The organism is Pseudomonas sp. AC229, from assembly GCF_979254655.1.
Window position 1 is genome coordinate 1 of record NZ_CEEDHK010000121.1, and the last position, 230, is coordinate 230.

Annotated in this window: 1 protein-coding gene; it reads left to right on the forward strand. The window is 62.2% G+C overall.

All coding sequences use genetic code 11. The features are described 5' to 3' along the window. Positions 1-230 (forward strand): DUF2383 domain-containing protein (locus AC0IW7_RS25115; RefSeq protein ID WP_471821577.1); only part of this gene is annotated, 230 nt, incomplete at both ends.

A 230-nucleotide genomic window follows, 5' to 3' on the forward strand; every position in this document is an offset into this window, starting at 1 on the left:
GGCCCTGGCCGTGAAAGTAGCCGCCAACCATGAAACCCCCTCTCAGGGCGGCACCATGATGGGCAAGCTGCGTCAGGTTTACGCCGACACCAAAGCCAGCATGTCCAACGATGAAGGCGCCGCTTACGTCGCCGAACTGGAAGATACCGAAGACCGCATCCTGCAGGCCTTCGAAGACGCCATGGAAGATGCCGACCCGGATCTGCGCGCCGCCCTGGCCGTAGAAATGC